Source organism: Pseudomonas sp. B22(2017), from assembly GCF_002113105.1.
GTDB classification, from domain to species: domain Bacteria; phylum Pseudomonadota; class Gammaproteobacteria; order Pseudomonadales; family Pseudomonadaceae; genus Aquipseudomonas; species Aquipseudomonas asiatica.
This window is the reverse complement of the sequence record NZ_NEJN01000003.1, coordinates 252,937-275,813: the sequence shown is the minus strand read 5'-3', so window position 1 is coordinate 275,813 and position 22,877 is coordinate 252,937. Positions and strand designations below refer to the sequence as shown.

Annotated in this window: 20 protein-coding genes; 8 read left to right on the top strand and 12 right to left on the bottom strand. The window is 63.4% G+C overall.

The annotated features are described in order from the left end of the window. Nucleotides 1-7 precede the first annotated feature (7 nt). The 3 genes from CAG18_RS08825 to CAG18_RS08815 all read left to right on the top strand — a co-directional run bounded on the left by CAG18_RS08825 (nt 8) and on the right by CAG18_RS08815 (nt 2,233). A complete protein-coding gene (locus CAG18_RS08825; RefSeq protein ID WP_085720758.1) occupies nt 8-1,288 on the top strand; it encodes an MFS transporter in 1,281 nt (426 codons plus the stop codon). A gap of 179 nt (nt 1,289-1,467) precedes the next feature. After that, a complete protein-coding gene (locus CAG18_RS08820) occupies nt 1,468-1,944 on the top strand; it encodes a nuclear transport factor 2 family protein (RefSeq protein WP_015269068.1) in 477 nt (158 codons plus the stop codon). After that, nucleotides 1,937-2,233, top strand: a complete 297-nt coding sequence (locus tag CAG18_RS08815; protein ID WP_054573144.1) for a GIY-YIG nuclease family protein — start codon at nt 1,937-1,939, stop codon at nt 2,231-2,233. Before CAG18_RS08820 ends, CAG18_RS08815 begins: the two co-directional genes overlap by 8 nt. A gap of 121 nt (nt 2,234-2,354) precedes the next feature. Here CAG18_RS08815 and yejK read toward each other — a convergent pair whose 3' ends face one another. After that, nucleotides 2,355-3,362, bottom strand: a complete 1,008-nt coding sequence (gene yejK, locus CAG18_RS08810; RefSeq protein ID WP_013971093.1) for a nucleoid-associated protein YejK — start codon at nt 3,360-3,362, stop codon at nt 2,355-2,357. Between the two features lie 370 nt (nt 3,363-3,732). Between yejK and CAG18_RS08805 the strand changes: the two genes are divergently transcribed. Beyond that, a complete protein-coding gene (locus CAG18_RS08805; protein WP_003257928.1) occupies nt 3,733-4,014 on the top strand; it encodes an HU family DNA-binding protein in 282 nt (93 codons plus the stop codon). Between the two features lie 50 nt (nt 4,015-4,064). Here CAG18_RS08805 and rlmF read toward each other — a convergent pair whose 3' ends face one another. The 5 genes from rlmF to CAG18_RS08780 form a co-directional block, all read right to left on the bottom strand. Next, nucleotides 4,065-5,018 (bottom strand): 23S rRNA (adenine(1618)-N(6))-methyltransferase RlmF, encoded by a 954-nt coding sequence (rlmF, locus tag CAG18_RS08800; protein ID WP_085720757.1) that lies wholly within the window; start codon nt 5,016-5,018, stop codon nt 4,065-4,067. A gap of 178 nt (nt 5,019-5,196) precedes the next feature. Then, the gene (locus tag CAG18_RS08795) at nt 5,197-8,043 is read right to left on the bottom strand and encodes a valine--tRNA ligase (protein WP_013971095.1); all 2,847 of its coding nucleotides are present in this window, start codon (nt 8,041-8,043) and stop codon (nt 5,197-5,199) included. Nucleotides 8,044-8,190: 147 nt separating this feature from the next. After that, on the bottom strand, nt 8,191-8,556 hold the full coding sequence (locus CAG18_RS08790) for a hypothetical protein (protein WP_015269071.1): 366 nt from the start codon (nt 8,554-8,556) through the stop codon (nt 8,191-8,193). Nucleotides 8,557-8,561: 5 nt separating this feature from the next. After that, on the bottom strand, nt 8,562-8,993 hold the full coding sequence (locus CAG18_RS08785; protein WP_015269072.1) for a DNA polymerase III subunit chi: 432 nt from the start codon (nt 8,991-8,993) through the stop codon (nt 8,562-8,564). Between the two features lie 49 nt (nt 8,994-9,042). After that, nucleotides 9,043-10,536 carry a leucyl aminopeptidase gene (locus CAG18_RS08780; RefSeq protein ID WP_015269073.1) on the bottom strand — a complete coding sequence of 498 codons (1,494 nt, stop codon included), beginning with the start codon at nt 10,534-10,536 and terminating at the stop codon, nt 9,043-9,045. Between the two features lie 14 nt (nt 10,537-10,550). Between CAG18_RS08780 and CAG18_RS08775 the strand changes: the two genes are divergently transcribed. From CAG18_RS08775 to lptG, 3 genes are read left to right on the top strand one after another with little or no spacing between them, the layout of a single operon-like run. Further along, nucleotides 10,551-10,841: a hypothetical protein gene (locus CAG18_RS08775; protein ID WP_015269074.1), complete on the top strand. Its 291-nt coding sequence runs from the start codon at nt 10,551-10,553 to the stop codon at nt 10,839-10,841. Continuing rightward, nucleotides 10,838-11,953: an LPS export ABC transporter permease LptF gene (lptF, locus tag CAG18_RS08770; protein ID WP_015269075.1), complete on the top strand. Its 1,116-nt coding sequence runs from the start codon at nt 10,838-10,840 to the stop codon at nt 11,951-11,953. The genes CAG18_RS08775 and lptF overlap by 4 nt, the downstream gene beginning before the upstream one ends. Then, nucleotides 11,946-13,007, top strand: a complete 1,062-nt coding sequence (gene lptG / locus CAG18_RS08765; RefSeq protein WP_015269076.1) for an LPS export ABC transporter permease LptG — start codon at nt 11,946-11,948, stop codon at nt 13,005-13,007. Before lptF ends, lptG begins: the two co-directional genes overlap by 8 nt. Before the next feature lie 202 nt (nt 13,008-13,209). On the opposite strand, the gene CAG18_RS08760 is transcribed toward lptG, so the two are convergent. The 6 genes from CAG18_RS08760 to gcvH form a co-directional block, all read right to left on the bottom strand. Further along, nucleotides 13,210-13,698 carry an RDD family protein gene (locus CAG18_RS08760; RefSeq protein ID WP_015269077.1) on the bottom strand — a complete coding sequence of 163 codons (489 nt, stop codon included), beginning with the start codon at nt 13,696-13,698 and terminating at the stop codon, nt 13,210-13,212. Nucleotides 13,699-13,789: 91 nt separating this feature from the next. Beyond that, nucleotides 13,790-14,002, bottom strand: a complete 213-nt coding sequence (locus CAG18_RS08755) for a cold-shock protein (RefSeq protein ID WP_003257941.1) — start codon at nt 14,000-14,002, stop codon at nt 13,790-13,792. A gap of 356 nt (nt 14,003-14,358) precedes the next feature. Beyond that, nucleotides 14,359-15,480, bottom strand: a complete 1,122-nt coding sequence (gene gcvT / locus CAG18_RS08750) for a glycine cleavage system aminomethyltransferase GcvT (RefSeq protein ID WP_015269078.1) — start codon at nt 15,478-15,480, stop codon at nt 14,359-14,361. 27 nt (nt 15,481-15,507) lie between these two features. After that, the gene (locus CAG18_RS08745; RefSeq protein WP_015269079.1) at nt 15,508-16,884 is read right to left on the bottom strand and encodes an L-serine ammonia-lyase; all 1,377 of its coding nucleotides are present in this window, start codon (nt 16,882-16,884) and stop codon (nt 15,508-15,510) included. Nucleotides 16,885-17,086: 202 nt separating this feature from the next. Next, nucleotides 17,087-19,942, bottom strand: coding sequence for an aminomethyl-transferring glycine dehydrogenase (gene gcvP, locus CAG18_RS08740; RefSeq protein ID WP_015269080.1), 2,856 nt, complete (start codon nt 19,940-19,942; stop codon nt 17,087-17,089). Between the two features lie 11 nt (nt 19,943-19,953). Next, nucleotides 19,954-20,337 carry a glycine cleavage system protein GcvH gene (gcvH, locus tag CAG18_RS08735; RefSeq protein WP_015269081.1) on the bottom strand — a complete coding sequence of 128 codons (384 nt, stop codon included), beginning with the start codon at nt 20,335-20,337 and terminating at the stop codon, nt 19,954-19,956. 473 nt (nt 20,338-20,810) lie between these two features. On the opposite strand from gcvH, the gene CAG18_RS08730 reads away from it, so the two are divergent. Further along, entirely contained in the window at nt 20,811-22,868 is a 2,058-nt protein-coding gene (locus tag CAG18_RS08730) for a carbon starvation CstA family protein (RefSeq protein ID WP_085720756.1), read from the top strand. Nucleotides 22,869-22,877: the final 9 nt, after the last annotated feature.

Genomic DNA, 22,877 nt, shown 5'->3' with positions numbered 1-22,877 from the left:
GAAGGCCATGGCTGATTCCATCACCCGTAACACCCCACCGAGCGAGCGGGACTTCGATGAGTTGCTGATCGACGCCGAGGCTGACGACGAGCAGGTCCAACAGCAGCCGGTACAGATACAGCGGCCTTGGCTGTTGTTGCTCGGTCTGGTGCTGGTGGCATTGAACCTGCGCCCGGCATTGTCGAGCATGGCGCCGGTGCTGGGCCAGGTGTCCGAAGGCTTGGGGCTGAATGCCTCGCAGGCCGGTTTGCTGACCACCTTGCCAGTGCTGTGCCTGGGCCTGTTCGCGCCCTTGGCGCCGGTGCTGGCGAGGCGTTTTGGCAGCGAGCGGGTGATCCTCGGCATCCTCGCCACCCTGGCGCTTGGCATCGTCGTGCGCAGTAGCCTGGGGGCCACCGGGGTGTTTCTCGGCAGCCTGATGGCCGGGGCCAGTATCGGCATCATTGGCGTGCTGTTGCCGGGCATCGTCAAGCGCGATTTCCCGCAACACGCTGGCACCTTGACCGGCGTATACACCATGGCGCTGTGCCTGGGCGCCGCCATGGCTGCAGGCGCCACGGTGCCTCTGGCCCAGCACTTCAATGACAGATGGGCGCTGGGGCTTGGCTTCTGGATGCTGCCGGCCCTGCTGGCCATGCTGGTATGGCTGCCGCAGGCCCGCCAGGGTCATGGCCTGCACAAGGTGGCTTATCGCGTGCGTGGGCTATGGCGGGACGCGCTGGCCTGGCAGGTGACCCTGTACATGGGCCTGCAGTCGTCACTGGCCTATATCGTCTTTGGCTGGTTGCCATCGATCCTGATCGGTCGCGGCCTGAGCCCGACCGAGGCGGGGCTGGTGCTGTCGGGGTCGGTAATCGTGCAGCTGGTCAGTTCGCTCAGTGCGCCCTGGCTGGCCACTCGCGGCAAGGACCAGCGCCTGGCCATCGTGCTGGTCATGCTGATTACCCTGACCGGCCTGTTCGGTTGCCTGTATGCGCCGCTTTCCGGGCTGTGGGGCTGGGCGGTTGTGCTGGGCCTGGGGCAGGGCGGTACCTTTGCCCTGGCGCTGACCTTGATCGTGCTGCGCTCGAAGGATGCCCATGTCGCGGCGAACCTGTCGAGCATGGCGCAGGGGGTGGGTTATACCCTGGCGTCGATGGGGCCGCTTGCGGTGGGGCTGGTGCATGACCTGACCGGGGGCTGGGCGGCAGTGGGGTGGATTTTTGCCGTGCTGGGGGTGGGTGCCATCGTTTTCGGCCTGGGGGCCGGTCGGGCTTTGCATGTGCAGGTGAGCAGCGAGAAAGTCTGAAGGGGCATGTGGCATTGCCGGCCTCTTCGCGGGTAAACCCGCTCCCACAGGGATTGCACAGATCTGGACGTCATGTTGTACCTGTGGGAGCGGGTTTACCCGCGAAAGGGCCGGTACTGGCATAACCAATCGGGGAAGATTATCGTGCTGCTTTCGACTCCCAGGACGGACCAGCCCACATGAGCGACGCCAACCGCGACCTGATCACCCGCTTCTACCAAGCCTTCCAGCGCCTGGATGCCGAGGCCATGGTCGCCTGCTACAGCGATGATATCGTCTTCAGCGACCCGGTCTTCGGCACCTTGCGTGGCAAGGATGCAGGCGACATGTGGCGAATGCTTACCAGCCGGGCCAAGGACTTCACCCTGACCTTCGACAACGTCCGCGCCGATGAACGCACTGGCGCCGCACATTGGGTGGCCACCTACCTGTTCAGCCAGACCGGCCGCATCGTGGTCAACGATATCCAGGCGCGTTTCGTGATTCGTGACGGTTTGATCTGCCAGCACGATGACCACTTCGACTTGTGGCGTTGGTCGCGGCAGGCGCTGGGTGTGCCTGGCATGCTGCTGGGCTGGTCGCCGCTGGTGCAGAACAAGGTACGCCAGCAGGCGTTCAAAGGATTGCGAGCATTCCAGCAGGCCCAGGGTGAGTGACCCCGTTGAAATTGCCGCCAGCAAACCCTGGTATGTCTACTTGGTAAGGGCTGCCAATGGATCGCTGTATTGCGGTATCAGCGATGACCCGCAGCGGCGCTTTCTGGCGCACCAGAAAGGGCAGGGCGCGCGTTACTTCAAGACCAGCCCGGCCCAGGCGCTGGTGTATGTGGAGCAATGGCCGGACAAGGGCGAGGCGTTGCGCCAGGAACGGCTGGTGAAGCGGCTGCGCAAGTCGGCGAAGGAGGCCTTGGTGGCCTCCTATGGCGCAGTAGTGGCTGCTAATTAGGGCCGCTTCGCGCCCATCGCCGGCAAGCCAGCTCCCACTTCGACTGCATAGACCTCAGGCCTGTGCAGTACCTGTGGGAGCTGGCTTGCCGGCGATGGGCTGCGCAGCATCCCCGGGGTCATCAGTCCTTGCGCCGCTTCAACTGGTCCACCAGCGTGGTCGGTAGCCCCTTGATGATCAAGGTCCCTGCCGCTTCGTCATACTCGACCTTGTCCCCCAGCAGGTGCGCTTCGAAGCTGATCGACAACCCCTCGGCCCGCCCGGTGAAACGGCGGAACTGGTTGAGGGTGCGCTTGTCCGCAGGGATTTCCGGCGACAGACCGTAGTCCTTGTTGCGGATGTGGTCGTAGAACGCCTTGGGCCGATCCTCGTCGATCAGGCTGGACAGCTCCTCCAGCGTGACCGGCTCGCCCAGCTTGGTCTGGGTAGTGGCGTACTCGACCAGGGTCTGGGTTTTTTCGCGGGCGGACTCTTCCGGCAGGTCTTCGCTCTCGACGAAGTCGCTGAAGGCCTTGAGCAGGGTGCGGGTTTCGCCCGGGCCGTCGACGCCCTCCTGGCAGCCGATGAAGTCACGGAAGTAGTCCGAGACCTTCTTGCCATTCTTGCCCTTGATGAACGAAATGTACTGTTTGGAGTTCTGGTTGTTCTTCCACTCCGACAGGTTGATGCGCGCCGCCAGGTGCAGCTGGCCAAGGTCGAGGTGCCGCGAAGGCGTCACATCAAGCTCGGCGTTCACTGCCACACCTTCGCTGTGGTGCAGAAGGGCGATCGCCAGGTATTCGGTCATGCCTTGCTGGTAGTGGGCAAACAGGATGTGGCCGCCGGTGGACAGGTTGGACTCTTCCATCAGCTTTTGCAGGTGCTCCACGGCCACACGGCTGAAGGAGGTAAAGTCCTTTTCTTCGTCCAGGTACTGCTTCAGCCAGCCGCTCAGCGGGTAGGCGCCGGACTCGCCGTGGAAAAAGCCCCAGGCCTTGCCTTGCTTGGCGTTGTAGCTGTCATTGAGGTCGGCCAGCAGGTTTTCGATGGCGTCGGAGGCAGCCAGTTCGGAATCGCGGGCATGCAGCACGGCGGGGCTGCCATCGGGCTTTTTGTCGATCAGGTGAACGATGCAATGACGGATTGGCATGGAATTCTCGGCGAGCTGCAAAAGTTGTCCAGTTTACCCTAGACACCAGGTGATGCAGTGGCCGGATGTTGGCAGAAATGCCGGTTGTTCGTTTTTTGTTCAATTTTGTGCGTTTTAGGCTAAAACCCCCGAAAAACCTGCATTAAATCGAAGCGTGCAGCGGATATTTATCTGCTCCTGTGGTAGCTTTGCGCGGTCTTGCGCCCCTTGTGTGGCGCATTGCTGGCAGCGTGTTGTCGTCGTGTCGAACCAAACGTCGATTTGCGTATCTACATACGCGATTGGCGCGGCCCTCCACTTTCAGGGGCTGGCCCGATAACGTCGTAGTCCGCTGCATAACCATCGAATTTGATAGGGAAGGAACACCACCATGGCATTGACCAAAGACCAACTGATTGCCGACATCGCCGAATCGATCGCCGCGCCAAAAGCCACCGCCAAGAACGCTCTGGAGCAACTGGGCCAGATCGTTGCCGACCAGCTGGAAAACGGCGCTGAAATCACTCTGCCAGGCATCGGCAAACTGAAAGTCGCTGAGCGTCCTGCCCGTACCGGCCGCAACCCTTCGACTGGCGCTGCCATCGAAATCGCTGCCAAGAAAGTCGTCAAGTTCGTTCCGGCCAAAGTGCTGACCGACGCCATCAACAAGTAATTGTTGAAGCTTTGACGAAACCGCGCCCGGCTTGCCCGGACGCGGTTTTTTCATGCCTGGGTTTTACGCCCGGCGTGCCAGGCCTGGCGCGCCTCGTCGTCGTGGAAGCTCCAGGCGACCATGCGGCTTTGCTTCTGCCCCTGGCCCATTTCACTGATGCGCACGGCCTTGGCGCCCGCTTTCCTGAGTGCAGCCTCTATCCCCGGCAGGTTGCCGGCCTTGGACACCAGGCTGGTGAACCACAGTACCCGTTCGGCGTACTGCACGCTTTCACTGACCAGTTGGCTGACAAAGCGGATCTCGCCGCCCTCGCACCACAGTTCGTTGTTCTGGCCACCGAAGTTGAGCACCGGCAGCTTGCGCTTGGGGTCCTGCTTGCCGAGGTTCTTCCACTTGCGCTGGCTACCACGGGTGGCTTCGTCGCGTGAGGCATGGAAGGGTGGGTTGCACAGGGTCAGGTCGAAGCGTTCGCCCTCCTGCAGCAGGCCGCTGAGGATGTGCGCACGGTTGGCCTGTTGGCGCAGGGTGATGGCCTTGCCCAGGCCGTTGGCCTGGACGATGGCCTTGGCCGAAGCCAGGGCCACGGGGTCGATGTCCGAGCCAAGAAAGCGCCAGCGGTAGTCGCTGTGGCCCAGCAGCGGGTAGATGCAGTTGGCCCCCACGCCGATGTCCAGCGCACGCACCTGGGCGCCCTTGGGGATCTCGCCGGCATTGTCATCGGCCAGCAGGTCGGCGGCGACGTGGATGTAGTCGGCGCGGCCAGGAATTGGCGGGCACAGATAGTCGGCGGGGATATCCCAGTGCTGGATGCCGTACTGGGCCTTCAGCAGAGCACGGTTGAACACCCGTACGGCCTCGGGGTTGGCGAAGTCGATGCTGGGTTTGCCGTGGGGGTTGGTGATGGTGAAGCGCGCCAGGTCAGGGTGGGCCTTGATCAGGCTGGGGAAGTCGTAGCGGCCCTGGTGGCGGTTGCGCGGGTGCAGGGTGGGTTTGTTCGGGGTCATGGCAGTGTCCAGCCCTATACGAGCGGTGGCTGATAGAGCCTGGGGCTGCTTTGCAGCCCTTTCGCGACACAAGGCCGCTCCTACAGGATAGCGGCGCCCTTCAGACCGGCGCCGTCCCTGTAGGAGCGGCCTTGTGTCGCGAAAGGGCCGCAAAGCGGCCCCAGCTTTTCTCTAGTGATTAAAGCGCTGCAATCCGCGCATGCTGCTCGGTGAAGTTGGCCAGGGCCTGTTCGGACTCGGCCAGCTTGGCGCGTTCCTTCTCGATCACGGCAGGTGGTGCCTTGTCGACGAAGGCGGCGTTGGACAGCTTGCCACCCACGCGTGCCACTTCACCCTGCAGGCGCTGGATTTCCTTGTTCAGGCGCGCCAGCTCGGCGTCCTTGTCGATCAGGCCGGCCATTGGCACCAGCACTTGCAGGTCACCGACCAGGGCGGTGGCCGACAGCGGCGCTTCGTCGGCATCGCCCAGTACGGTGAACGATTCGACCTTGGCCAGCTTCTTCAGCAGGGCTTCGTTTTCCTGCAGGCGACGCTGGTCGTCGGCGTTGGCGTTCTTCAGGAACAGCGGCAGCGGCTTGCCCGGGCCGATGTTCATTTCGGCGCGGATGTTGCGCAGGCCGACCATCAGCTCCTTGAGCCACTCGATATCGCCTTCGGCGGCAGCATCGATGCGGCTTTCATTGGCCACCGGCCATGGCTGCAGCATGATGGTCTTGCCTTCGATGCCGGCCAGCGGCGCGATGCGCTGCCAGATTTCTTCGGTGATGAACGGCATGAACGGGTGCGCCAGGCGCAGCGCCACTTCCAGCACGCGCACCAGGGTGCGGCGGGTGCCACGGGCGCGCTCGACCGGGGCGTTCTCGTCCCACAGCACCGGCTTGGACAGCTCCAGGTACCAGTCGCAGTACTGGTTCCAGATGAACTCGTACAGCGCCTGGCTGGCCAGGTCGAAGCGGAATTGCTCCAACTGGCGGGTCACTTCGGCTTCGGTACGCTGCAGCTGCGAGATGATCCAGCGGTCGGCCAGCGACAGCTCGTAGGCCTCGCCGTTCTGGCCGCAGTCCTCGCCCTTGTCCAGCACGTAGCGGGCGGCGTTCCAGATCTTGTTGCAGAAGTTGCGGTAGCCTTCGACGCGGCCCATGTCGAACTTGATGTCGCGGCCGGTGGAGGCCAACGAGCAGAAGGTGAAGCGCAGGGCGTCGGTGCCGTAGCTGGCGATACCTTCGGGGAACTCGGCCTTGGTCTGCTTGGCGATCTTCTCGGCAAGCTTGGGCTGCATCATGCCGCTGGTGCGTTTTTCCAGCAGGGCGTCGAGGGTGATGCCGTCGACGATGTCCAGCGGGTCCAGCACGTTGCCCTTGGACTTGGACATCTTCTGGCCCTGGCCGTCACGTACCAGGCCGTGCACGTACACGGTCTTGAACGGTACCTGCGGGGTGCCATCCTCGTTCTTGATCAGGTGCATGGTCAGCATGATCATGCGCGCAACCCAGAAGAAGATGATGTCGAAGCCGGTCACCAGCACGTCGGTGGAGTGGAATTTCTTGAGGAACTCGGTCTGTTCCGGCCAGCCCAAGGTAGAGAAGGTCCACAGGCCCGAACTGAACCAGGTGTCGAGTACGTCGTCGTCCTGGCGCAGGACCACGTCGGCGCCCAGGTTGTGCTTGGCGCGCACTTCTTCCTCGTTGCGGCCGACATAGACCTGGCCGGCCTCGTCGTACCATGCCGGGATGCGGTGGCCCCACCACAGCTGGCGGCTGATGCACCAGTCCTGGATGTCACGCATCCAGGAGAAGTACATGTTCTCGTACTGCTTGGGCACGAACTGGATGCGGCCATCTTCCACTGCGGCGATGGCAGGTTCTGCCAGCGGCTTGGTGGAAACGTACCACTGGTCGGTCAGCCACGGCTCGATGACCGTGCCCGAACGGTCGCCCTTCGGCACTTTCAGCGCGTGGTCGTCGATGCTGACCAGCAAGCCCTGGGCATCCAGGTCGGCGACGATCTGCTTGCGTGCGACGAAGCGGTCGAGGTTGGCGTACTGGGCCGGCAGGCGGGTGTCCACCTGCTCGTTGACGCTGCCGTCGAGGTTGAATGCCTGCGCGCTGGCCAGCACGAAGGCATTCTTGTCGAAGATGTTCAGCAGCGGCAGGTTGTGGCGTTTGCCGACTTCGTAGTCGTTGAAGTCGTGGGCCGGGGTGATCTTCACGCAGCCGGTACCGAACTCTGGGTCGCAGTAGTCGTCGGCGATGATCGGGATGCGGCGGCCGACCAGCGGCAGTTCGACGAACTTGCCGATCAGTGCCTGGTAGCGCTCGTCGTTCGGGTTGACCGCCACGGCCGCGTCACCCAGCAGGGTTTCCGGACGGGTGGTGGCGACGACCAAGTAGTCCTTGCCTTCGGCGGTCTTGGCGCCATCGGCCAGTGGGTAGCGCAGGTTCCACAGGTGGCCCTTCTCGTCGTGGTTTTCCACTTCGAGGTCGGAGATGGCCGTGTGCAGCTTGGTGTCCCAGTTGACCAGGCGCTTGCCACGGTAGATCAGGCCGTCTTCATGCAGGCGCACGAAGGCTTCCTTGACCGCTTCGGACAGGCCGTCGTCCATGGTGAACCGCTCGCGGCTCCAGTCGACCGACGAGCCCAGGCGGCGGATCTGACGGCTGATGTTGCCACCGGACTGGTCCTTCCATTCCCAGACCTTTTCCAGGAACTTCTCGCGGCCCAGGTCATGCCGGTTCTGGCCCTTGGCCTCAAGCTGGCGCTCGACCAGCATCTGGGTGGCGATACCGGCATGGTCGGTGCCTGGCTGCCACAGGGTGTCGCGGCCTTGCATGCGGCGGAAACGGATCAGGGCGTCCATGATCGCGTTGTTGAACCCGTGGCCCATGTGCAGGCTGCCGGTCACGTTCGGCGGCGGGATCATGATGGTGTAGGACTCGCCTGCACCTTGTGGGGCGAAATAGTTCTCGGACTCCCAGGTGTTGTACCAGGAAGTTTCGATGGCGTGCGGCTGGTAGGTCTTATCCATGCGCGGCGGGACCCTGTGCATTTATTCGGGAAAGCCGGGAAGTATAACCAAGCTAGGGGCCGCAGGCGACAAGCTGCTGCTATCTGGCAGGCAGGGACGGCCTATTCGCGGGTAAACCCGCGAAGAAGGCACCGCCGAATTTCGGTTTTACTCGGAACGCTTGATCAACCGCTCGATCCGCGCATCCAGCCGGCGCTTGATCTCGTTCTCGATGTGGGGGGTAAAGTCGTTGATCACGTCCTGCATGATCATCTGCGCCGCCGCACGCAGTTCGCTTTCCAGGTGCAGGAGGGTGTCCTGGCGGCGGGTCTGCGGGTCGTCTTCGGGTTCGGCAGCTATCGGTTCGGCCGCAGGCACATGGTTGCCGGGCGCTTCTTCCAGCAGCAACGGGATCTGCTCAACCGTCTCGGTCAGCAGCGGCGGTTGCAGGTCGGCGTCGCCAAGCAGCTGGCGTATCGACTCGAGGTCATCGAGCAGATGGGCGGAATCGGGCAGGGGGGAGGGCTTGTCCATCGTCGTCAAAGTCGCTGTAAGCGGTGGTCTTGCAGAGCATAGCCCTGTTCACGGTAGAAACGGAATCGTTCACGGGCCGATTGGCGGATGCCAGGCTCTTCAACGACGATTTCGGCCACTCGCTCGAACTGGCCGACGAAGGCCGGTACGCCGGTGCCCAGGTTGATCAACAGGTCGTGGTGGTCGCCCGCACTGTCGGCGGCCAGGCCCAATGCCACGCTGGCATCGGCATGTACCTCCGCGAGGTCGTGGGGCACGAAGGCCTCGCCCTTGAAGCGCCACAGGCGTTGGTCCAGCTCGCTGCGCTGCTCGGCGTCCTGGCAATGCAGGTAGACCCGGTGGCCAAGGCGCCAGGCCTTTTCGCACAGCTTGCAGGCGAAATCGAGCCGCGCCGACAGCGAGTCGGTGGGCAGGATGTAGAAATCGACTTTGCTCATGGTGGTATCGCCGGCCGGTGGCGCGCGGGGCGCCACCGGCTCAATGGCGTCAGGCGCCGGCGCGGTCCAGCAGGTACTGGGTCAGCAGGGGTACAGGGCGGCCAGTGGCGCCCTTGTCCTTGCCGCCGCTGACCCAGGCGGTGCCGGCGATGTCCATGTGCGCCCAGTCGTAGGCCTTGGCAAAGCGCGACAGGAAGCAGCCGGCGGTGATGGTGCCGGCCTTCGGCCCGCCGATGTTGCCCATGTCGGCGAACGGGCTGTCCAGCTGCTCCTGGTACTCATCGAACAGCGGCAGCTGCCAGGCACGGTCGTCGGCGCGCTTGCCGGCGTCGAGCAACTGGCCGACCAGGTCGTCGTTGTTGCCCATCAGGCCAGTGGTGTGGCTGCCCAGGGCGACGATGCAGGCACCGGTCAGGGTAGCGATGTCGATGACTGCCTGCGGTTTGAAGCGCTCGGCGTAGGTCAGGGTGTCGCACAGCACCAGGCGGCCTTCGGCGTCGGTGTTGAGGATTTCCACGGTCTGCCCGCTCATGGTGGTGACGATGTCACCCGGACGGGTGGCGCCGCCGCTCGGCATGTTCTCGGCGCAGGCCAGCAGGCACACCAGGTTGACCGGCAGCTGCAGCTCGAGCACCGCACGCAGGGTGCCGAGCACGCTGGCGGCACCGCACATGTCGTACTTCATTTCGTCCATGCCGGCACCAGGCTTCAGGCTGATGCCGCCGGTGTCGAAGGTAATGCCCTTGCCCACCAGCACGAACGGCTTGTCCGCCTTCTTGCCGCCCTGGTAGTTGAGCACGATCAGGCGTGGCGGCTGGTCGCTGCCCTGGCCGACGGCGTAGAACGCGCCCATGCCCAGGTCCTTGATCTTCTTCTCGTCCAGCACTTCGACCTTCAGCGCCTTGTGCGCCTTGGCCAGGTCCTTGGCCTGTTCGGCCAGGAAGCTTGGGTGGCAAAGGTTGGGCGGCAGGTTGCCCAGGTCGCGCGTGAAGGCCATGCCGGTGGCGATGGCACTGGCATGCTTGACGGCACGTTCGACCTCGGCCTGGCCGGCCTTGTCGGCCAGCAGGGTGACCTTCTTCAGTGCGCGCGGCTCGGCCTTCTGGCTCTTGAAACGATCGAACACGTACTCGCCGTCGAGCAGGGTTTCGGCCAGCAGGCGGTACTTGCCATAGTGGGCATCACGGTTGCTGACCGCGATGTCGTCCAGGGCCAGCACTGCGTCAGCGCCGTTCAGGCCCTTGAGCACGCCGGCGACGCTGGCGACCAGTTTGCGCCAGGCGCGGTCGCCCAGGGCTTCGTCCTTGCCGCTGCCCACCAGCAGCACGCGCTCGGCCTTCAGGCCCGCGAGGTTCTGCAGGAGCAGGGTCTGGCCCGGCTTGCCGGCCAGGTCGCCACGCTTGAGCACGGCACTGATGGCGCCTTCGCTGGCCTGGTCGACGGCCTTGGCCACGGCGCCGAGCTTGCGGTTTTCACCTACCGGGAGGACCAGGGTGGCGGTTTTTACGGATGCAGCAGCTACGCTTTTTACAACCAGTTCCATGTCAGGATCCCCGAATGATCGATACAGTCGGCGCTGTGTATTCCAGCGCTCTGGACGGGCCTGGCCGCGTCGTCGCGCGCCAGCGGAAAAGCTGCCAGTTTGAGCCTGCGGGAAGCGTGCTGACAACCCCGTTATGCGCCTTCATGCGCGGCGAAGTGACAGGGGCGGTCAATCACAGGATAATGCGCGCACTTTACATGGAGGTTCGCCTTTGGCGAACCGGCATTGGTCTTGGCTGTACTAAGTCATTGTCTGGCGCCATTGATTGGCAGTCCGCCCTGACAACCCAGGAGTGTCTGGTTTGATCGTCTTTCGTTATCTGTCCCGCGAGGTCCTGGTGACCTTGAGCGCCGTCAGCGCCGTGCTGCTGGTGATCATCATGAGCGGGCGCTTCATCAAGTACCTGGCCCAGGCTGCCCAGGGTGTGCTCGACCCGAGCGTGCTGTTCCTGATCATGGGCTTCCGTCTGCCGGGCTTCCTGCAGCTGATCCTGCCTCTGGGGCTGTTCCTCGGCATTCTCCTGGCATACGGGCGCCTGTACCTGGAAAGCGAGATGACCGTGCTGTCGGCCACCGGCATGAGCCAGCAGCGCCTGCTGGGCCTGACCATGGCGCCGGCCGCCCTGGTCGCCCTGCTGGTGGCCTGGCTTAGTCTGAGCCTGGCACCGCTGGGCGTGGCCCAGGTGCAGCAGATCATCGCCCAGCAGGATGCCCTGACCGAGTTCGACACCCTGGTGCCGGGCCGCTTCCAGACCCTGCGCGACGGCTCGCGGGTGACTTACACCGAAGAGCTGTCGGACGACCGCATCAACCTGGCCGGGGTGTTCATTTCCGAGAAGCGCTTCAACCAGGACAAGACCAAGGACCGCGCCCCGTCGGTGCTGGTTGCCGAAAAAGGCCACCAGGAAATCCAGGCCGACGGCAACCGCTACCTGGTGCTGGAAAACGGCTACCGTTACGATGGCAACCCGGGCCAGGCCGATTACCGTGCAATCAAGTACGACACCTACGGCGTGCTGCTGCCCAAGCCGGAAGTCGCCGAGGAAGTGACCGATCGCGAAGCCATCCCCACTTCCGAGCTGATCGGCAAGAAGGGCCTGCGTGAGCGCGCCGAGCTGCAATGGCGGCTGTCGCTGCCGATCCTGGTGTTCATCGTCACCATGCTGGCGGTGCCGCTGTCCCGGGTCAACCCGCGCCAGGGCCGCTTCCTCAAGCTGCTGCCGGCAATTCTTCTGTACATGGCCTACCTGACAATGCTGATTTCCGTACGCGGCGCCCTCGAGAAGGGCAAACTGCCGATCGCCCTGGGCATGTGGTGGGTCCACGGCCTGTTCCTGCTGATCGGCCTGGGCCTGATGTACTGGGAGCCGCTGCGCCTCAAGCGCGCCGCCCGTCGTGCGGAGGTGGCCCATGGGTAAGCTCGACCGCTACATCGGCCAGAGCGTGCTGCTGGCCATCCTCGCCGTGCTGGGGATCATCCTCGGCCTGGCTTCGCTGTTTGCCTTCATCGACGAGATGAGCGACCTGAGTGACACCTACACGGTGATGGAGGCGGGCAACTTCGTCCTGCTGACCGCACCGCGGCGGCTGTACGAAATGCTGCCGATGGCCGCCTTGATCGGCTGCCTGATCGGCCTGGGCAGCCTGGCCAGCAGCAGCGAACTGACCATCATGCGTGCTGCCGGGGTTTCCATCGGGCGCATCGTCTGGGCGGTGATGAAGCCGATGCTGGTACTGATGCTGGTGGGCCTGCTGATCGGCGAGTACGTGGCGCCGGTGACCGAGAACAAGGCCCAGGCCGACCGTTCCCTGGCCCAGGGCGGTGGTGAGGCGCAAAGCTCCAAGCGCGGCATGTGGCACCGCCAGGGCGAGGAGTACGTGCACATCAACGCCGTGCAGCCTAACGGCCTGCTGCTGGGTGTGACCCGTTACCGCTTCGACAGCGAGCGCAAGATCGTCACCTCGAGCTTCGCCCGCCGTGCACAGTACCAGGACGACCACTGGATGCTCAGCGACGTGCGTACCACCTTCTTCCGTGGCGACCACACCGAAGTGGTGACCGCGCCACAGGAGCGCTGGGACGTTTCGCTCACGCCGCAACTGCTCAATACTGTGATCCTCGCGCCGGAGTCGCTGTCCATCACCGGGCTGTGGGACTACATCCACTACCTGTCCGACCAGGGCCTGAACAATGCCCGTTACTGGCTGGCGTTCTGGACCAAGGTATTGCAGCCGATGGTGACCGCGGCGCTGGTGCTGATGGCCATTTCCTTCATCTTCGGCCCGCTGCGTTCGGTAACCCTTGGCCAGCGCGTGTTCACCGGTGTACTGGTGGGCTTTGTGTTCCGCATCGCCCAGGACCTGCTGGGGCCTTCGAGCCAGGTGTTCGGCTTCCCGCCGCTACTGGCGGTGGTGATCCCGGCAGGCATCTGTGCGCTGGCCGGCGTGTGGTTGTTGCGCCGGGCAGGTTGATGGCCTGAGCTGTACAAAAAAAGCCGACCTCAGGGTCGGCTTTTTGCTGCTTGACCAATAGCTGTAGGCTTGCGGCGAACTTGTAGGAGCAGCCTTCTGCTGCGAAAGGGCCGGTCTGGCAAAACACTCTCGTTGCCAGTGATGGCCTCTTCGCAGCACAAGGCTGCTCCTACAGGTACATTGGTTGCCCTGAAGCTTGTACTTATCTCTTCTGCTTAGGCACCCGCACCAGCTGGCTTTCCGAATAGATGTCATGCCAGCCCCGCTGGCGCTTGTCGATCAACGCCCAGAAAAAACCCAGCCCCAGGCACAGCCACGAAGCAATCGACACCACGAAGCGCAGCAGCGCCTGCCACAGGCTGATGGCCGTGCCATCGGCGTTCTGCACCCGCACGCCCCACACCTGCATGCCCAGGGTCTGCCCGCCATGGGTCCAGAACTTGGCAAAGAAACCGAACAGGACGAACAGCAGCACCGTCGACAGCAGCGGGTCGCCGTCCAGTGCGCCAGCCTCGGTCAATTCACGCATGCGGGCTTCGCCGATGATCGCCATCTGGATCATCTTGTAGGCACCTGCGGTCACGATCAGCAACGCCGTGCACAGCAGGAAGTCGTAGAACATCGCCGCCAGGCGCCGGCCCAGGCCGACCGGAGGAAAATCACCCTGGGGTGTGAGCAGAGGCTTGGACATGCAAAACGGCTCCAGAAGACGAAGCCGCTATTCTACGGGCAAAAAAAAGCCCCTGCACTTGGCAGGGGCTTTTCTCGAAGTCGGGTTCGGCTTAGCCGGCGACCTGAACTTTGTCAGCCTGCATGCCTTTCTGGCCCTGGACTGCTTCGAAGGTGACCTTCTGGCCTTCTTTCAGGCTCTTGAAGCCGTTACCTTCGATAGCGCGGAAGTGCACGAACAGATCCGGACCGCTTTCTGGGGTGATGAAGCCGTAACCTTTTTCGTCATTGAACCACTTGACGGTACCGTTCTGACGCTCAGCCATTGTCTTATTTCCTATGAAGCTTGAATTTTGATGACAGTTTCTTTTGCAATAAAGGAAGCAAAAGATTACTGGGCTGGGTTGCAGGAAAGTAAGAGACGTCGAACGGGTTGTAGCAGATTGCGGCTACTGGCCCAGGTCACGAACTGTTGCGACCCATGCAAACACAGTGCAGTGACTCTACGCCAACTCCCGAGCGAAAAACAAGCCCTTGGTCGTATGGAAAATCGGCCGTTTGCCGATAACCGACCGATTTGTCGGAAACGGCATGGCGCCTGGCCTGGCGCCATGTTCAAAAGTTATTGGACAGGTTCGAAAACGAATATGTCGAACCTGCCCGCAACCTTCACAAAGCGGCTTCAGCCCCGGTAGTAACGTTGTGCCACGAAAGGCATTTTGCTGACTTTCAAGGCAACCTTCTTGCCACGCACCAAGGCAAACAGTGGGGTGTCGATAGCGGTATGTTCACTATCGATATAACCCATTGCTACAGGTGCACCGAGTGTCGGGCCAAAGCCGCCGCTGCAAACTTTGCCTACAGGTTTATCGTTTGCATCGACAATATCCGCGCCTTCGCGTACTGGCGTACGTTCCTGCGGCAACAGGCCCACACGTTTGCTCGGCACGCCCTCGCGCTGATGGGCGAATATGGCCTCGGCACCCGGGAAGCCGGCGGCACGCGCGCCATCGGCACGGCGAACCTTGGAAATGGCCCACAGCAGGCTGGCTTCCACCGGCGTGGTCTCGGTGTTCATGTCGTGGCCATACAGGCACAGGCCGGCTTCCAGGCGCAGCGAGTCACGCGCACCCAGGCCGATCGGTTGTACTTCGGGCTCTGCCAGCAGGCGGCGGGCCAGGGCTTCGGCGGCATGCACCGGTACCGAAATTTCGTAGCCGTCTTCGCCGGTGTAGCCCGAGCGGCTGACGAAGCAGTCTTCACCCAGCAGTTTCACCGGGCGGAACTGCATGAAGGTCATGCCGGCCACTTCCGGGGCCAGGCGTTCCAGCACCTTGACTGCCGCCGGGCCTTGCAAGGCCAGCAGGGCGCGCTGCTCGAACAGCGGCTGCACCTCGCAACGGCTGCCGATGTGCGCTTGCAGGTGGGCCAGGTCCTGGTCCTTGCAGGCGGCGTTGACCACCAGGAACAGCGTGTCGTCGCCCAGGTTGGCGACCATCAGGTCGTCGAGGATGCCGCCTTGCTCATTGGTGAACATGGCATAGCGCTGCATGCCCACCGGCAGGTCGATGATATCCACCGGCACCAGGCTTTCCAGTGCCTTGGCGGCATCGCTGCCGCGCAGGGTGATCTGGCCCATGTGCGAGACATCGAACAGGCCGGCCTGCTCGCGTGTGTGCAAGTGTTCCTTGAGCACGCCCAACGGGTACTGCACCGGCATGTCATAGCCGGCGAACGGCACCATGCGCGCACCCAGTTCCAGGTGCAGGGCGTGCAGTGGGGTCTTGAGCAGTGTTTCGGACATCGGTGACTCCTTGCTGTTGTTGTCGGGTCAACATTCGATGATGTTGACGGCCAGGCCGCCACGGGCGGTCTCTTTGTATTTGCTTTTCATGTCGGCGCCGGTCTGGCGCATGGTGCGGATGACCTTGTCGAGCGACACGTAGTGCTGCCCGTCGCCGCGCAAGGCCATGCGCACCGCGTTGATCGCCTTCACCGAGCCCATGGCGTTGCGCTCGATGCAAGGCACCTGGACCAGCCCGCCAATCGGGTCGCAGGTCAGGCCCAGGTTGTGTTCCATGCCGATTTCGGCAGCGTTTTCCACCTGTTGCACGGTGCCGCCCATCACCTCGCACAGCGCGCCGGCGGCCATCGAACAGGCCACGCCAACCTCGCCCTGGCAGCCTACTTCGGCACCGGAAATGGAGGCGTTTTCCTTGTACAGGATGCCGATGGCCGCGGCGGTGAGCAGAAACCGCACCACCCCGTCCTCGTTGGCTCCCGGTACGAAGCGCATGTAGTAATGCAGCACCGCCGGGACAATGCCCGCCGCGCCGTTGGTCGGCGCAGTGACCACACGCCCGCCGTAGGCGTTTTCCTCGTTCACTGCCAGGGCATAGAGGTTGACCCAGTCGAGCACCGACAGGGCATCGCGCAGGCTGGCCTCGGGATTGCGGCTCAGTTGGCGGTACAACGCCGGCGCCCGGCGCTTGACCTTGAGCCCGCCCGGCAGGATGCCTTCATGCTGGCAACCGGCTTCGACGCAGTCCTGCATCACCTGCCAGATGCGCAGCAGCCCGGCACGGGTTTCCGCCTCGGGGCGCCAAGCCGCCTCGTTGGCCAGCATTACCTGGCTGATCGACAGGTTTTGCCCGGTGCAATGGCCGAGCAGCTCCTTGGCGGTCTTGAACGGGTAGGTCAGCGGTGTGCTGTCCTCGACGATGCGGTCGTGGCCGGCAGCGTCCTGGTCGACCACGAAACCGCCGCCCACCGAGTAGTACTCGCGGCTGCGGATTTGCAAGCCGGCCTCGTCGAAGGCGCGGAAGATCATGCCGTTGGGGTGGTAGTCCAGTGGCTTGCGGATCATCGCCAGGTGCTGCTTTTCGATGAACGCGATGCTGTGCTCGCCGAGCAGGTTCAGCCGACCGCTGTCGCGGATGGCCTGCAGGCGGGCAGGGATGGTGTCGGTGTCGATGACATCGGGGTGTTCGCCTTCAAGGCCCAGCAGCACGGCCTTGTCGCTGCCGTGGCCCTTGCCGGTGGCGCCGAGCGAGCCGTACAGCTCGGCCTTGACGCTAACCGTGCGGGCGAGCAGGCCATCACGACGCAGCCCTTCGGCGAAACGCGCGGCGGCGCGCATCGGGCCGACCGTGTGCGAGCTGGAGGGGCCGATGCCGATCTTGAACAGGTCGAAGACGCTCAAAGACATTGCTCATTCCCTCCGAAAGGTAAGGCGAGTGCTGCGCACTCGATCGCCGGCAAGCCAGCTCCCACAGGTACTGCACCAGCCTTGGAAAACAGGTGAGCCCTTTAGGGCTGGCAAGCCAGCTCTCACAGGTATTGCACCAGCCTTGGGTGCGGTGAGGCCCCTGTGGGAGCTGGCTTGCCGGCGATGAGGCCAGAGCGCCGGGTCAGGCGTCCTGATAGCTCTCGATCGACGGGCAGGCGCACACCAGGTTGCGGTCGCCGAACACGTTGTCGACCCGGCCGACCGGCGGCCAGTACTTGCCTTCCACCAGGCTTGGCAGCGGGTACACCGCCTGCTCGCGGCTGTAGCCATGGGCCCATTCGCCAACCAGTTCGGCCGCAGTGTGCGGGGCGTTCTTCAGCGGGTTGTCGTCCTTGTCCAGGCTACCGTTCTCGACCGCGCGAATTTCTTCTCGGATCTGGATCATCGCGTCGCAGAAGCGGTCCAGTTCTTCCTTGGACTCGCTTTCGGTCGGTTCGATCATCAGCGTGCCCGCCACCGGGAAGGACATGGTCGGGGCGTGGAAGCCAAAGTCGATCAGGCGCTTGGCCACGTCGTCGACGCTGATACCGCTGGTGTCCTTCAGCGGGCGCAGGTCGAGGATGCACTCGTGCGCCACCAGGCCGTTGCCGCCGGTATAGAGAACAGGATAGTGCTCTTCCAGGCGACGGGCGATGTAGTTGGCGTTGAGGATTGCCATCTGCGAGGCACGCTTGAGGCCGGCACCGCCCATCATGCGGATATACATCCAGGTGATCGGCAGGATGCTGGCGCTGCCGAACGGCGCGGCACAAACCGCGCCCTCGGTGTTTTCCAGCTGCGCGTGGCCGGGCAGGAACGGCGCCAGGTGCGACTTGACGCCGATCGGGCCGACGCCCGGGCCGCCACCGCCGTGCGGGATGCAGAAGGTCTTGTGCAGGTTCAGGTGGGAAACGTCGCCGCCGAACTTGCCTGGGGCGCACAGGCCGACCATGGCGTTCATGTTGGCGCCGTCGATGTACACCTGGCCACCGTTGTCGTGGATGATCGCGCAGATTTCGCCGATCGCTTCCTCGAACACGCCGTGGGTCGACGGGTAGGTGATCATGATCGCGGCCAGGCGCTCGCGGTGCTCGATGGCCTTGGCGCGCAGGTCCTCGACATCGACGTTGCCGCGGGCATCACAGGCGGTGACCACCACGCGCATGCCGGCCATGTGCGCGGTTGCCGGGTTGGTGCCATGGGCCGACGACGGGATCAGGCAGATGTCGCGGTGGCCTTCGCCACGGCTGCGGTGGTAGGCGCGAATGGCCAGCAGGCCTGCATACTCACCTTGGGAACCGGCGTTGGGCTGCAGCGACACGGCGTCGTAGCCGGTGGCGGCGCAGAGCATGGCTTCCAGCTCGGTGGTCATCTGCAGGTAGCCCTGGCTCTGCTCGGCGGGGGCGAACGGGTGCAGGTTGCCGAACTCGGCCCAGGTGACCGGGATCATTTCGCTGGCGGCGTTCAGCTTCATGGTGCACGAGCCCAGCGGGATCATGCTGCGATCCAGCGCCAGGTCCTTGTCGGCAAGGCGGCGCAGGTAGCGCATCAGCTCGGTTTCGCTGTGGTAGCGGTTGAATACCGGGTGCGAGAGGATGGCCGACTGGCGCAGCAGGGCGGCAGGCAGCAGCGAGCCGGTGCTGGCGGCCAGCGCGTTGAAGTCCGGCTGGGCCTGGTCGCCACCGATCAGTTGCCACAGGGTCTCGACATCGGCCTGGCTAGTGGTTTCGTCCAGCGACAGGCCCACGTGGGCGGCGTCGATCTGGCGCAGGTTGATGCCCTGGGCGCGGGCCTTGTCATGCAGGCTGGCAGTGGCGCTGCCGGTGGCCAGGGTCAGGGTGTCGAAGGCGCTGGCGCCCACTACCTGCACGCCCAGCGTCTTCAGGCCGGCGGCCAGGATCGCGGTCAGGGCATGGGTACGTTCGGCGATGCGCTTGAGGCCGGCCGGGCCGTGGTACACGGCGAACATGCTGGCGATGTTGGCCAGCAGCACCTGGGCGGTGCAGATGTTGCTGGTGGCCTTTTCGCGGCGGATGTGCTGTTCGCGGGTCTGCATGGCCAGGCGCAGGGCGGTCTTGCCGAAGCGGTCGATCGACACGCCGACCAGGCGGCCTGGCATGTCGCGCTTGAATGCGTCACGGGTGGAGAAGTAGGCCGCGTGCGGGCCACCAAAGCCCAGCGGCACACCGAAGCGCTGGGCGCTGCCGATGGCCACGTCGGCACCGAACTCGCCCGGCGGGGTCAGCAGGGTCAGGGCCAGCAGGTCGGCGGCCACGGCGACCAGGGCGTTGGCGGCGTGGAAGCGCTCGACCACTTCGCGGTAGTCGAACACTTCACCGTTGCTGGCCGGGTACTGCAGCAGGGCGCCGAAGAAGGCGCTGACATCGCCCAGCTCGCGTTCGTCGCCGACCACGATCTCGATACCCAGCGGCTCGGCACGGGTGCGCAGCACGTCGAGGGTTTGCGGGTGGCAGTGCACGGAGGCGAAGAAGGCGTGGCTGGCCTTGTTCTTCGACAGGCGCTTGCAGAAGGTCATGGCCTCGGCCGCAGCTGTGGCTTCGTCGAGCAGGGAGGCGTTGGCGATCGGCAGGCCGGTCAGGTCGCTGATCAGGGTCTGGAAGTTCAGCAGCGCTTCCAGGCGGCCCTGGGAAATTTCTGGCTGGTACGGGGTATAGGCGGTGTACCAGGCCGGGTTTTCCAGCAGGTTGCGCAGGATCGGCGCCGGGGTGTGGGTGTTGTAGTAGCCCTGGCCGATGTAGCTCTTGAACAGCTGGTTCTTGCCGGCGATGGCCTTGAGCGCGGCAAGCGCGTCGGCTTCGCTCTGCCCGTCGTGCGAGCCGAGCACGCTGGTGCCCTTGATGCTGTCAGGGATGACCGCTGCGGTCATGGCTTCCAGCGAGTCGAAGCCGAGGGCGGCCAGCATGGCCTGCTCGTCAGCGGCGCGCGGGCCGATGTGGCGGGCGATGAATTCGTTGGCGGTGCCGAGGTTGATGGTCATGGCGGGGTTCCTCAGGCGTCGTCGTTGGCTTTGATCAGGCGGTCGTAGGCGTCTTGGTCGAGCAGGGCGGTGACTTCGCTCATGTCGGCCGGGTTGAAGCGGAAGAACCAGCCGTCTCCCAGCGGGTCTTCGTTGACCAGCTCGGGGCTGTCGTTGAGGGCTTCGTTGACGGCGACCACTTCACCGGCCAGGGGCATGTACACGCCGCTGGCGGCTTTCACCGATTCCACGGTGGAGGCTTCGGCGCCTTTGTCGTACTGCTGCAGCTCTGGCAGTTGCACGTAGACCACATCGCCAAGGGCGTTCTGGGCGTAGGCGGTGATGCCCACGGTAACGCTGCCATCGGCTTCGACGCGCAGCCATTCGTGATCTTCAGTGAAACGCAACTCGCTCATGGGGAATCCTCGGGAAGCAGGGCGTTAGGCGCGGTGGCTCCGCGCTCTTGGGGTTGGGATTCCCTTAGCAAAAATGCGGCCAATCGTTAAAAAACCTTTTAAATCAATATGTTAATTGTTTTACGTATTCAATTTGTCATTCTTGTGGAATGAAAACGCTACAGCGGGAGGGGGATGGAAAAGGGTTTGGGGATCAAACCCTTGCACTGCCGTATCTGTATGGGTGTGTATTGATTTCAATACGATGTACTGAAATCAATACAATCCTGCCTGCAGGGCGCGAGTTTCAGCCGTCAGTTCTTCAGGCGGCCCTTCTTGCGATGCCCGTTCTACGTAGTTCTACGTAGATCGCGCCCGTAGTACTGCGAATTTTCTTATGGACCCGGCATGGCGAAAGTGTCGCCGTCCTTATCCGGACACATACAACAACAAAAGCCGTCGCAGGTTTACCACCCGCGACAGGAGAAAATTCGATGACCACACTGGCTACCCGAATTGCCTGGTTTGCCGTTGCCTTGCTTGGTGCGTTCGCGCTGGGCACCCTTGCACTACGCAGAGGCGAAGCCATCAACGCCCTCTGGATCGTGACGGCAGCAGTCGCCATCTACCTCATTGCCTACCGTTACTACAGCCTGTTCATCGCCAACAAGGTGATGCAACTGGACGCCACACGCGCCACGCCCGCCGTACTCAACAACGACGGCCTGGACTACGTACCGACCAACAAGCACATTCTCTTCGGGCACCACTTTGCTGCCATTGCCGGCGCGGGCCCTCTGGTTGGCCCGGTGCTTGCCGCGCAAATGGGCTACCTGCCCGGAACACTCTGGCTGATCGCCGGTGTGGTCCTGGCGGGCGCTGTCCAGGACTTCATGGTGCTGTTCATCTCCACCCGTCGCAATGGTCGCTCCCTGGGCGAACTGGTACGCGAAGAAATGGGTTCCATTCCCGGTACCATTGCCTTGTTCGGTGCCTTCCTGATCATGATCATCATCCTCGCGGTGTTGTCTCTGATCGTGGTCAAGGCGCTGGCGGAGAGCCCCTGGGGCATGTTCACGGTAATGGCCACGTTGCCGATTGCAGTGTTCATGGGCGTCTACATGCGCTACCTGCGCCCAGGGCGTATCGGTGAGATCTCTGTGATCGGCGTGGTCCTGCTGCTGGCGTCCATCTGGTGCGGTGGACTGGTCGCCGCCGATCCAGTCTGGGGGCCTGCGTTCACCTTCACCGGGTTGCAGATTACCTGGATGCTCATCGGCTATGGCTTCGTTGCCGCGGTACTGCCCGTCTGGCTGATCCTGGCGCCACGGGACTACCTTTCGACCTTCCTCAAGATCGGGACCATCGTCGCCCTGGCAATCGGCATCCTGGTCATCGCCCCCGACCTGAAAATGCCAGCCGTTACCCACTTCATCGATGGTACGGGCCCGGTCTGGAAGGGCGCCCTGTTCCCCTTCCTGTTCATCACCGTGGCATGCGGCGCGGTGTCTGGCTTCCACGCGTTGATCAGTTCGGGTACCACACCCAAGCTGTTGGCCAATGAAAGTCATGCCCGTTACATCGGCTACGGCGCGATGCTGATGGAGTCCTTCGTCGCGATCATGGCCATTGTCGCGGCATCGGTCATCGAACCTGGGATCTACTTCGCCATGAACAGCCCGGCCGCTGTGGTGGGTGGCGATGTCGCGACCGTGGCGGCTACCGTGAGCAGCTGGGGTTTCACCATAACACCGGAAATCCTGCAACAGACTGCCGCCGACATTGGCGAGCACACCATCCTGGCTCGCGCCGGCGGAGCGCCGACCTTGGCCGTGGGGATTGCCCAGATCCTCCACCAGGCGCTGCCAGGCGAGAACACCATGGCGTTCTGGTACCACTTTGCAATTCTCTTCGAGGCACTGTTCATCCTCACCGCCGTCGATGCCGGCACCCGTGCAGGGCGCTTCATGCTGCAGGATCTGCTCGGCAATTTCGTGCCGGCACTGAAGAAGACCGACTCCTGGGCGGCGAACCTGATCGCTACCGCAGGTTGCGTGGCCATGTGGGGCTGGCTGCTGTACCAAGGGGTGATCGACCCGCTGGGTGGCATCAACACCCTGTGGCCGCTGTTCGGCATCTCCAACCAGATGCTGGCCGGGATCGCGCTCATGCTCGGCTGTGTGGTGCTTATCCGCATGAAGCGTCAGCGATACGTCTGGGTTACCTTGATTCCAGCCGTCTGGCTGCTGATCTGCACCACTACGGCCGGTCTTATAAAGCTGCTGGACAAGGACCCCTCGATGGGCTTCCTGGCGCTTGCCAAGAAGTACAGTGATGCTGCCGTTGCAGGCCAGGTGCTGGCGCCTGCGAAGGATCTGATGCAAATGCAGCACGTTGTGTTCAATGCCTATACCAACGCGACGCTGACAGCATTGTTCCTGTTGGTGGTCCTTAGCATTCTTTGCTTTGCCGTGAAGGTCGGGCGCCGTGCCTGGGTCATGCCCGAGCGCACCGACAAGGAATCACCGTTCCAGCCACAGCCGGACGTCTGAGGGGCGCCC